Origin of the sequence: Eggerthella sp. BIOML-A1, from assembly GCF_009875595.1 — a bacterium.
Classification (GTDB): Bacteria; Actinomycetota; Coriobacteriia; order Coriobacteriales; family Eggerthellaceae; genus Eggerthella; species Eggerthella lenta.
In genome coordinates, this window is record NZ_WWRZ01000005.1 from 115,224 (window position 1) to 126,991 (window position 11,768).

The 11,768-nt window shown below is 65.4% G+C and carries 5 protein-coding genes; 2 read left to right on the plus strand and 3 right to left on the minus strand.

Annotated features, from left to right (window positions below; all coding sequences use genetic code 11):
• Nucleotides 1–86 precede the first annotated feature (86 nt).
• Nucleotides 87–515, plus strand: a complete 429-nt coding sequence (locus tag GT590_RS07555; RefSeq protein WP_009305051.1) for a peptidylprolyl isomerase — start codon at nt 87–89, stop codon at nt 513–515.
• 109 nt (nt 516–624) lie between these two features.
• Here GT590_RS07555 and GT590_RS07560 read toward each other — a convergent pair whose 3' ends face one another.
• On the minus strand, nt 625–1,434 hold the full coding sequence (locus tag GT590_RS07560; protein ID WP_114551495.1) for a hypothetical protein: 810 nt from the start codon (nt 1,432–1,434) through the stop codon (nt 625–627).
• A complete protein-coding gene (locus GT590_RS07565; RefSeq protein WP_114551496.1) occupies nt 1,421–1,666 on the minus strand; it encodes a hypothetical protein in 246 nt (81 codons plus the stop codon). The genes GT590_RS07560 and GT590_RS07565 overlap by 14 nt, the downstream gene beginning before the upstream one ends.
• A 167-nt stretch (nt 1,667–1,833) precedes the next feature.
• Between GT590_RS07565 and GT590_RS14310 the strand changes: the two genes are divergently transcribed.
• Nucleotides 1,834–1,983 (plus strand): hypothetical protein, encoded by a 150-nt coding sequence (locus tag GT590_RS14310; protein WP_181872148.1) that lies wholly within the window; start codon nt 1,834–1,836, stop codon nt 1,981–1,983.
• A gap of 173 nt (nt 1,984–2,156) precedes the next feature.
• On the opposite strand, the gene GT590_RS07570 is transcribed toward GT590_RS14310, so the two are convergent.
• Nucleotides 2,157–11,759, minus strand: coding sequence for a fibronectin type III domain-containing protein (locus GT590_RS07570; protein WP_161170987.1), 9,603 nt, complete (start codon nt 11,757–11,759; stop codon nt 2,157–2,159).
• Between the last annotated feature and the right edge of the window lie 9 nt (nt 11,760–11,768).

Here is an 11,768-nt window from a genome sequence, read left to right on the forward strand (position 1 = left end):
TGGAGCAAGTTTCGCGCCGCGAACGGGAAAGCCGGAACGCCTCGGGTAGACTGATGGGCATTGCATTCTCTCGAAAGGAGCTCTTGATGAGCAACGAAGGTAAGAAGGTCAAGGTCCACTACACGGGCACCCTCGACGACGGCTCGAAGTTCGACTCCTCCGTCGATCGCGGCGAGCCCATCGAGTTCACCTGCATGGCCGGCCAGATGATCCCCGGGTTCGACTCCGCCGTGAAGGACATGGCGCAGGGCGACACGAAGAACGTGCACATCCCCGCCGCCGAGGCGTACGGCGAGCGCGACGAGGCCATGGTGCAGCAGGTTCCGGTCGACCAGATCCCGAACGGCGACCAGCTTCCCGTGGGCCAGACCGTGTACATGATGGGCCCGGGCGGCCAGCCCTTCCCCGTGTTCGTGCGCTCCATCGAAGACGGCATCGCCACCTTCGACATGAACCACGAGCTGGCGGGCAAGGACCTCAACTTCGAGATCACGCTCGTCGAGGTTGCCGACTAGCACGTCGACGGCATCGGCTTCGTTCGGGAACAGGCGCCTGCGGGCGCCTGTTCCCGTTCTCGCCCCGTTATCCTCCTATCCGACGAACGCTTCGACGAGCCCCTGCCGCTCAGGCCTTGCCCAGACGGCGCGCCACGTCGAGCAGCAGCAGCCAAAGGGCTTTGCGGCTGTCGTCGTTGAGCTGCGCGACTCGCACGATCATGCTATCGCGGTAGTCGAGCTCGAAGCGGTCGGGCTCCACGAGTCCGAACCCCTCCGCCTGCCGGCGCCGCTCGTCGGACACGGTGCGCGGAGGCTCCGAGGGACGCTCGCCGGTCGCGTCCTTCCCCACCAGACGGCGCGCCTTCTCCTCTGCACGGCGCGCGCAGACGCGCTCGTACTCGAACCCGAAGTACGTCATCTCCCAGAACGCCGACGCCAGCACGAGATAGCGCTCGCGGCAGCACCGAGAACCGCCCAGCCACACGCGGCTCGCAAGCGTCCGCTCCCACGGATCGAGCGTGTAGGGACGCGGCTGCGGCCCCTCGGCTTCTCCGGACGGCGCGGCGTCGGAGCGCTGGACGGCCCTGCGCGCGAACGGCACGTCGTCGAGCGAAAGCAGCGCCGCTGACACGTGGCGCTCGATCAAGCCGCTGCGCGCGTGCAGCACGAACGACTCGTGCGGCAGCAGCAGGCTGCCCCGCGCGCCCTTCTTGTCGAGCGGCAGGCCCCGCATCGTGGCCAACGTGGCCGCCAGCCGCTTCTCGGCCGCCCGCTTGCGCTTCGCCGGAAGCGCATCCCAATCGCCGGCCAGAACCGCATGCTCTTCGACGATAGCGCGGACGAGCAGCCGCTCGTCGCAGCAGCGCAGCAGGGCTTGCAGCGAAGGAACCTGCTTGATGGAAAGCGCCTCGCGTTCCCAGGCGCTACCATCCGACATGACCGACCTCTTCCAGAAGCGCGAACGCTTCGGCGCACGGCATGACCACGGCGCATCGCAACGGGCGCGCGAGCATGCTTTCCGCTTCAACCTCCTCGTCGAACAGGGGAAACTCGGCCGAAACCCCCTCTCCCGGCCAATCAGACGCGAGGATGCGGCACAAAGGCAGCGCCTCGACGAGCACGAGCGTTTCAGGGTAGGAGCACGACGTTTGATTTCCGAATGCAGGCATAGTACGACACCTCGTTTACCGTGTTCCAGGGCGTGGGAGGATGCTCGATCCTGCAAGCATGGTACGGATCGCGTGGAACACCGCGGTCATCTATGGGCTGCCCGTCCTTCGGGAGGCGTCGGGTTCAGCGCTTGCACTGGTTCTTTCGTTCGAGAACAGTATAGCATATGATACGAACATTTGTTTGTGAAATTATTAAAATACGCTCGTGCCGTTTCTACGGCGGCATCGACTACCCGCTGACCGTGTTCGGCCTGTCGCTGGGCCGCTGCTACACCGAAGGCTACGTCATCGGCCGCATGGTGGCCGAGAAGTAACAGATCGCGCGGGAGAGCCGACCCCCTCCCCGGCCCCCCCGCGACCGTCGTCGCCCCGAGAACGCGCCTCAGCGCGTCGAGCGCGTTTTCGGGGCGAAGATGCGGTTTCGAACGCTCGGCCTGCTTCATGCGGGCCGAGCGTTCGTTTGCGCTCTACAGGGAAGAGTTCTCTTCTAGTGCATCCTGCGGCGCTTCGCGGCAAAAGCGGCGATGACAGCGCATGCGGCCGCCAGCGTGCCCAAGACACCAAGCGCGACGCTCAGCGGGTCGCCCGTGGGCACGGTTCCGCCGCCGGAGGGATCCGGCAGAGGCTTGGGGCCGGGACCGGGCGCAGGACCGTCCGGGGTGGTGAAGCCGGGGCCGTCCACCGTCGCGGACTGCAGGCCGGGCGCCAGCACGTGGGTCACACGCCACTCGTAAGCGGTGGCGGGCAGCAAGCCTTCCAGCACTGCCTCGTTGCCCTCCACGCCTTCGATTGCGACCCATCCCGCGTGGCCGGTCGAGCGGTATTCCACCGTGAACGTGCCCTTGATCTGCGCATCGCATTCCCAGATCACGCGCGCCGACGTCGAGGCGAGGCCGTTCGCGTCCACCGCGAGGTTCGCAGGCGGCGCAACTCGGATGCGCTTCCACAACGCCGCCGCGTTGCTGACCGTGCTCTTCTCCCCGCCATCCTTGGCAGAGCTCACGACGCAGCGCACCTGCGTGCCCAGGTCGTCCGAGCCCACCGTCAGCTCCAGGTGCGAGCCGTTCGCCCCGGGCACGTCGGCCCATGCGTCGCTTCCGCGCGGAGCCGTTTGCCATACGTACGAGAGCTTCTCAGACGCGTCGCCATCAACGTTCGTGGAAACGTCGAATGAGGCCTTCCGACCTTCGTCGGCGACGACGACCTCCGGGGTCACCTTCGCCTCGGAAAGCGCGCTGCCCGCCTTCGTGGTGAATCCGGGGCCGTCCACCGTCGCGGACTGCAGGCCGGGCGCCAGCACGTGGGTCACACGCCACTCGTAAGCGGTGGCGGGCGCGAGGTCCTTGAGCACTGCCTCGTTGCCTTCGATGTCATCGATCGCGACCCACTCGCCGCCAGCCGCACGGTATTCTACCGCGAACGTGCCCTTGACCTGGGCATCGCACTCCCAGGTCAAACGAGCCGACGAGGCCGAGAGCTTCGTTTCGTCAATCGACGGGTTCGCCGGGGGCACCACGTCGAGGCGCACCCACAGCTTGGCGACGTTGCTGACCGCGCGCCCGGCCGTGCCGTTCTTGTCGGATTCCACGATGCAGCGAACCTGGGTGCCCAGATCGTCCTCGCCCACGGTCAGCGACAGCTGCGAGCTTGACACCCGCTCCACGTCGGTCCATGCGTCGGTTCCACGCGGAGCCGTTTGCCATGTGTACGTCAGCTTCTCGGCCGCATCGCCATCGACGTTCGTCGCGACGCCGAACACGGCCTTCTGCCCCTTGTCGACCACCGCCACCGGAGGGGCGACCGTCGCCTCGTACAATGCGCTGCCGTCCGGCGTGGCGAAGCCGGGGCCGTCCACCGCGACGGATTGCAGCTTGTCGGCCAGCACGTGGGTCACGCGCCATTCGTAGGCTGTATTGGGAACAAGCCCTCTCAACACGGCTTCGTTTTGATCGATGCCCTCGACCGCCGTCCACTCGCCGCCAGCCGCACGGTACTCAACCGTGAACGTGCCCTTCACCTGCGCGTCGCACTCCCAGCTCAGGCGTGCCGACGTGGACGCGATGCGGCTATCATCTACCGCCAGGCTCGTCGGAGGGGCCACGTCGATGCGCACCCACAGCGATGCCGTGTTGCTGACCGTCCGCTTCTTGCCGCCATCCTTGACGGAATCGACGATGCAGCGCACCTGCGTGCCCAGGTCGTCCTCCTCCGCCTTCAGCGTCAACTCCGACCCGGCGGCTCCGGCCACGGTCGTCCACGCGCTGCTTCCGCGCGGAGCCGTCTGCCACGTGTAGGACCGACCCTCGGCCGTATCGTCGTCCACGTTCGTCGTCACGGCGAACACGGCCTCATGCCCCTTGTCGACCACCGCGACCGCCGGGGATATCGTCGCCTCGGAAAGCGCGCTTCCCGCCTTCGTGGTGAAGTCGGGTCCTGCTACGGCAGCCGACTGCAAGCCGGATGACAGCACATGGGTCACACGCCACTCGTAGACGGTTCCGGGCGTAAGCTCTTTCAAGTTCGCCTCGTTACCCTCGATACCCTCTACCTTCGTCCAATCGTCGCCGAACGCCGTGTCCTTCGCGCGATACTCAACCGTGAACGTGCCCGCGATCTTCGCATCGCAGTTCCAGGTCAAGCGCGCCTTGGCGACGGTGAGGCTGCCGGCATCCACAGCGGGGCTCGCAGGCGGTGCCACCTCGAGGCGCTTCCACAGCGAAGCGGCGTTGCTGGCCTTCTCCACCGTACCGCCGTTTTTGGTGGAGCTCACGACGCAGCGCACCTGCGTGCCCAGGTCGTCCGCACCAACCGTCAGCGACAACGTCGGCCCGCTCTTCCCCGTGCTCGTCCATTCGTCGCTCCCGCGCGGAGCGGTCTGCCAATCGCGGACCATGGTTTCAGCAACGTCCCCGTCCACATTCGTGGCCACGGCGAACTCCACCTCATCCCCCTCGTCGGCCACCGCCGCCCGCGGAGTGACCGTTGCCGAGGTCAGCCTGCTGCCTTCCAACGTGGAGAACGTGGAGCCGACGGCGGTTTCAGACGAGACGCCGCCCGCTGCGGTGACGAAGGTCACGCGCCACTCGTAGAACGTGGCCGCATCGAGGCCGGTCAGCGCGTACGAGCCGTTGCCCTCGCCGTCGCGCTCGATACCCTCCACCGTCGTCCAGGAACCGTCGCCGCCCTCTTTGCCGACCGCACGGTAGTCCAACGTGAACGTGCCCTCGTAATCGGGCGAGCCCTTCCAGGAAAGCTCGGCTCCGTTCAGCGACGTATCGCCGACGGCAAGCTCCGTCGGGGCGGCCACGCGATGCCACAGGCGACCCGCCGTGCTCTCCTTGGTCACCGAAGCCGCGCCGTTGCCCCCAGCGCTCACCACGCAGCGGTACTTCGTGCCGTTCGCCTCGGTCGTGGAGGCGAAGACGGCCTTCACGGTCAGCTTGTCACCATCCACGGCAAAATGGTCGCCTACGGTAACGTCCTGCCAATCGTCGCCGCCCGCCGCGGCCCGCTGCCACCGGTAGCCAAGCCCGGTCGCATCCGACGCGTCGGTGAGCACGCGGAACGCCACATCGGCGCCCGACGTCGTATCGTAGCGCACCAACGCGGGCGCAACCACGGCCTTCGTCAACCCGCTGTCGCTCAAGGTGAGGAACGTCTGGGTATCCGACCAGTCCGATGTCAGCTCGCCGCCGGACAGCGAAACCACCGTGCGCACGCGCCATTCGTAGGCGGTGCTGGCTTGCAGACCCGACACCTGGAAGGTCACGATGTCGCCGGAACCGGCGTCCACGTTCTGCTCGACCCAAGCGTCGTCGCCGCCGTCCGCCGGACGGTACGCCACGCGGTACGCCGCGCCCTCGCCCGGCACGGCGCTCCATTGCAAGGTGGCGCTGTCCTTCTTCACGTCCGTTGCGGCAAGGCCCGCCGGAACGGCCGGCGCGAGCCGCACGTGCGCCGCTTCGCTGGCAACCGTCCGCTCGTCGCCGTTGCACGTCGACGTGACCACGCAGCGGTACTCGTCGGTCGTGAAGCCCTCGGGCGCCGAAGCAGCGTACGAGGAACCGGTCGCGTCCGGAATGTTCTCCCAGAACCAGACACCCTCTTGCTCGCCCTCCCTCTGCGACCACACGTGCTTCTGCCATGCGTACGACAGCTCCTCGCCCTCGCCCACGGCGTTCGTGACGGCCGCCAGCTCGACCGCGGCCCCCGGATCGGTCAGCGTCGTGTCCGACGGCACGACGGCCACCCGCGCCAGCGCGCTGCCCGGTTGCGTCACGAACGCAGGCCCGTCAACGGCAGCCGAGGAGAGGCCGTTGCCGCCGCGCGCGGTCACGCGCCACTCGTACGCGGACGCGGCCGCAAGCTCCGAAACCGACAACGTCGTTGCGTTGCCCGCCTCGTAGCTTCTCCACGCGTCCGTGCCCGCCACGCTGATCTCCACGGTATACGTCGTCCGCTGGGTGTCGCCCGACCAGGAAAGCTCCGCCTGGGTGGCGCTCGTCGCCTGGGCGCTCAAACCGGCGGGGTCGTCGGGCCGCACGTCCTCCCACACGACGGCGTTGTTGCTGGCGAAGCTGACCGGCGCGACGCCCGTGTCGCCGCCGCCGGCGCTTGCGACGCACCGGAAGCGCGCGCCATACGTAGCCTCGGTTACGTCCACGCGGTAGACGGACTGGTCGGCATCGGGGATCGTCTCCCACACGCCGTTGCCGTCGGACACTTCCGCCAGGCGCTGCCACTCGTAGGACACCGCCTCCGACGCGTCGTCCTTGAACTGCGGCGTGGCCGCAAGCTCCACCGATTGCCCCGCATCGGCCATCGACCTCCGCGGCGCCACGCTCACGCCCTCAAGCGAGCTGTCCCGCAGCGTGGCGAACAGCGCCTCCTCGGACGGCTTGGACCACAGGCCGCCGGAGGGCGCGGCGACGACGGCTGCCTTGTACCGCGTGCCGGGCGTCAGGCCCGTGATGACGTATTCCGGCTGAGGCGTGCTGGCCAGGCCGTTCAGGATGACGCGGTTCCACGAGGAGAACGACGAAGGCAGCGACCTCGCATCGTCCGCCTCGGCGAGGCCCGTCTCCAACGCGTCCAACGTCGCGGTCATATCCTCGGTCCAGAACACCGCGTAGCGATCCGATTGCGCGGTGTTCTCCCAGGCCACCTTCGCGGACGTGGTCGCGACGTCGGACACGGCGGGCACGGGCCTCGCCGGGCGCACCACCACCGCAGCCGCCTCGGAGGCCCTACGCGACGTGCCGTCGCGGTCGTTCATCCTGTTCGACACGCTGAAGCGGACCGTCGTGTCGCTTGCCCAGCCGCCTTCCGGCGCGCTCAGCTCGTAGGAGAACGTGGTGTTGCCGTAAGCGTCAGTCGTTTGGCTCACGTTCTTGTCGAACACCCGCCACTCTCCATCGGCGTCTCGCACGTCGAACGTGGCCGAAAGGCTGGCGCCCTCCATGGCGGGCTTGGCCACCACGGTGGAGAACGAAACGGCATCGCTTGCGCCCGCCTCCACGAACGCGTTCTGCGGCTGCCCGATGAACACGGGGTACTCGACGTCTTTGAGCGTGGTGGCCGTGACCTGGGCCACCTCCCCCTCCTCGTCGAACTTGATGGGCGAAAGGGATATCGTGTAGGCTGTTTCGGGAGCGAAGCCGGTCGCGACGAAGCACGCCTTGCCGTCATCACGGAACGAGTAGTGAACGCCCGATGTGTGCGGGTCGGGCGGGACGACGACGTACTCCTTGTCCCCCCATTGGTCGGTGTAGGTGATCCTGTACGTTTCCACGCCTTCGAGCGGCTCCCACACGACGTCGATCGTGCGCACGTCGGGCTCGAGGGTCATGCTCGTCACAGCAGGAGGCGTGATGGGCACCGTGATCGGGTCGGACGCGCGCGTCGTCTGGCTGTCGGACGGATCGCCTTTGATGAGTCTATTGTACACCGTCTCGGTCACCACGCACCGCCAAGAGCGTCCGTAGTCGGCTGCCGTCGCCGTGCGATAGAGGCTCTGCCCAGTCGCATTGGGCTCATCCACCCAACCAATCGCCTCGTCGAAGTACTGCCATTGGTATGCGAACGCAACGCGCCAATCGTCGGAATGTTCGGGTCCGGGCGTTTGGGTAGCTGAAGCCTCAAGGTAGAGATTCGAACCCTCGTCGCCGACGATCACCTTGTCGTGATGGTTCTTGATCTTCACGTTTCCGATGGCGGCCTCTGGAAGCGTCGTTGTGCTGTGTATCGAAGACCACGGCGACCTCATTATCAGGTCGTCAGTGAGCGCGCAGACCTTGTACTGGTACTTCGTTTCCGGAACGAGTCCTGCAACCCTTACATCGAAGTCCTCATCGCCGGAATGCTCCACCATTTGGTAGCTCCACTCCTCGCTATCCTCTTGCTTGTACGCCACAAGGTACTTGGAGGTGGAATCGTCCTTTAAGTTCCGAGCTAATCTGATATCCATGCTGTACGTAAGCGCGTAGGAAGAAATAACGGGGGGAATGTTGTCTTTAACCTGTTCAACCACGCGAACGAGGGGCGTTTCGAAAACCTCGCCGCTCACCGTGATGAGGCAGCGCACGGCGGCTGCATAGTGGGTCTCCCCTCGGGCCATCTCGAAACGATAAGTCTGCTCGTTTGCGCCATCGCTCGAATCACGCCAATTGCCGCCTTCGGAACTGCTCGAGTATTGCCACTGGTACCCTTCTATCACGGAATCGGAATTGAGAGGCGTGAACAACGCCGTGAGCTCCACAGGTTCGTAGGCTTTGGCCGATACGACCCCCGGTGTGACGCCTGGCGTTCCGCCGGGGGTCTGAGGCGTGGTGAACTTGAACGTGTCGCTCACGGCGGCGTTGTCCTGCTCATCCCACACCGTCACGCTCACCACGTAGGTGGTCTTCTCGGAAAGCGACGTCAGCGTCGCGCTGCGCTCTACGCCTTTGGCGGAGATGTTTCGCCGCGCGGACTCCTGCCCCTCGGGATAGTAGTCCACGCTGAACAGCTTGGCCGGATCGCTGGGAGTGCTCCACTCCCAGGCAATGGTCGCGTCGGCGTGGTGCACGACCGTCGCTTCGACGTTCGTGGGTTTCGGCACCAGGATGGACAGACGCGGCGATGGGCCGCTCACGCCGTAGTCGATGGACGCGCCCACGGTGGACACGACGGCGCGGAACACGCAGGGGGCGTACGTGCGCGGAGCGTCAAGCGCCAAATAGGCGCGCGACTGCCACCCACCGGCGTTTTCCCTGGTGACGATGCCCGCATGGTCGGCATCGGAAAGATCGACGTTCGCCCAGGAGCCGCCGCCGTCCGTCGAGTACTGCCACAGCGTCTGCACGTCCTCGCCCGGATCGGCGTTCCACGTGAAATCGGCCACGGCGTTTATCGGCCTGCCTGTGTCAAGCGGCATGGGCAGAGGCTCTGGTTCAGCCCATATCGTGTCGGGATCGTTCGGGTCGATATGCGCCTCGGTCAGCACGGCATTGCCCGACGTGACAGGAAGCAGCGAGCGCTCGGGAACCTTGAACGGGACGGACACCGTGTTCGACGCGGCGGAATAGCGCCCGTCGGGCATGCGGTGGTACAGCGTCACCGTGGCGGCCACGTCCTTCTGCGCGGTCAACCGCAGGTCGAACTCGCGCTCGATGGTCCTGCCCTGGTCGCTGCGGCTGAGATTTCCCTGCTTCACGTCGTCGCCCAGACGGATCTCGTAGTAGTTGACGTTGTCGTCGCCTCGAGGCACCGTGAACGAGACGGGGACGCTGTACATATAAGAGCGCCCGCCGTCGGGCTCTTCCTGCACGGTGTCGGCCCAGTACGTGATGCGGGTTCGATCGACCGTCGCATCCTGCGGGTCGCTGAGCGCGACGGTCGCGTGCGCGATGTCGGAGACGATCGTCGAGCGGGTCTTGTCGCTGGAGCGCGTCAGGGTGACCTCGCAATAATAATAGTAGTGGTTGTTGGCGTCGCTAGGATCGAAGGGGCCCACCACATGGCTCTTGTCATGGCTGGCGGTGCCCGGAACAGGCTTGAACCCCGAGCGGTCGTTCGGATCGTCGCCCTGGTACCACTGGTACTCGATCTTGTCCAAGTACTCCGGGTGGGAGATCTCGACCGCCATGCTCTCGCGGTCGTGCTTGCCGCCCTTCGGATCGAGGGTCACGTCCTGCGGCTGCTTCGTCAGGTAGAAGTCGTTCGGCGTCCACAGGGCGTACAGGTACAGGTCGTCGCCGTTGCAGTAGGGCTCCTCCACCACGAAGTCCGGGCCGACGGGCACCGGATCGTACTTGCTGCTGTTTTTCGAGGTCCGCCATCCGACGTGCTCATAGGACCTCGGTTCCATCGACGCGCTCGCCAGCGCCCCGATCTTCTCGCCGTAGGTCACGGTCTTCGTCGTCGGCTGCACCGTCACGCTCGTCCTATCGACGTCGTCGGGCCAATTCTCGCTGAAGCTCACGGTGATCAGCTCGGGCGTCCAGTAGGCGTACAGATGCAGGTTGTTGAAGACGCGGCTGGAGAAATCGTAGCGCTCGGGCGCGCTGGCGTACAGGCCGCCCGTGTACATGCCGTTTTCGTTCTTCTTGTCGGAAAGCGGGGTGTCGGGCGGCTGCGCCGTCCAGTACTGGAACTCGTAGTGCTCGCGGCTTGCGGGCTTTTTCGGCTCCTTGCCGATGCTCTGACCATAGTACATGCCGTCTATTGAAGAATGCTCGTCACCGTTCAGGGGATAGATTCCGATTGACACCTCCTGGCCGACGCCGACCCCGTCCAAGATGTAAAACCCTCCGTTGATGTCGGCGCTCGGCGATTCTTTGAACAATGAGGATCGCTCCTGATGATCTTGGGCGTTTTGGTAGAAATCGCACACTTGCAAATTTTCAAGGTAACCGTCGGCGGATGACAACCACTCGGGTTTCGCGACGCTACCGTTGTGCCGCTCGTCAGTCAACATATCATCCTGCCATCCATGCCCGTCCACATCAACGCTGTAGCAGCGAGAAATCGGCTCGCCGTATACCATCGATTTGTCGAACCAGGTGGTTTCGTAATCGCTTTCGCTCCAATGTACGATGCCGTGCGCGGTCTTGTTGTCGTCGGCCGTCACCGAACCGGCGCTGTAGCAACCCTGCACCGTCACCGCGCCCTTGATATGCGCGACGATGCCGGCGGCGTCTTTCGTGCCGCCGTCCACCGTGCCCGTGCTGTAGCAGTTGCGGATGATGATGTCGGAATGCTTCTTCGGAATCCCGTAGACGTATTCCTCGCGTCCGCCGGGATAGTACGCGCCCCAGTAGTCGCCCTTCTTGGTCTTATGGGCGATGGCCTCGCCGACGATGCCGCCGGTGTTCTTCTTCGTGCCCACCACCGTTCCCGCGTTGTAACAGTTCACGATGTCTATTTCAGGACGCTGGTCCTTGTCCTCGCCGTTGCAGTCGACAAAGCCCACGATGCCGCCCACGTTGCTGTCGCCGCTTTTCGCGCCCGTCGCTGTGACGATGCCGTGGTTCGCGCACTTCTCCAGGTACTGCCGGGCTTTTGTATCGGTCACTGTCAGCTGGCCGACAAAGCCGCCGACGTTGTAGGATCCCGTCACGTTCGCCCAGTTCACGCAGTCGACCACCCATGCGCCGTTGCCCAACGTGCCCGCAATGGCACCGACGTTGCCTTCGGAAGACGAGACGTTGCCCTGCAGGCGCAGGTTTCTCACGGTGCCGTACACGGTGTCGAACAGCCCGCGATGGCGCGTGAGGCTCAGCGTGATGGTATGCTCCACCCCGTATTGACCGTGTCCTTGGGCGTTGAGGTTCTCGTCTGCTTCCAGGGTGCGGTGACCTGCGGCATCGAGATCGTCGTCGGTCAAGGTGATGTCGTTTTGCAGGGAGGCATGGCCGGGGCTGGGCTCATGGCGCCAATCGACGTAGTCGCTCGCGGAGGTGATGAGGAAGGGGTCGTCCTCCGTGCCGCTTCCCTCGAGCGCGTAGGCGGCATCCGGCGCCGCGAAGACGGCGATCCCCAGCGCCAGCGCGCACGCCGCCAGCAGCGCTGCGAACGCCGTTTGACCGTTTCCCAGTTCCCGCTTGAACATCCGCCTCAT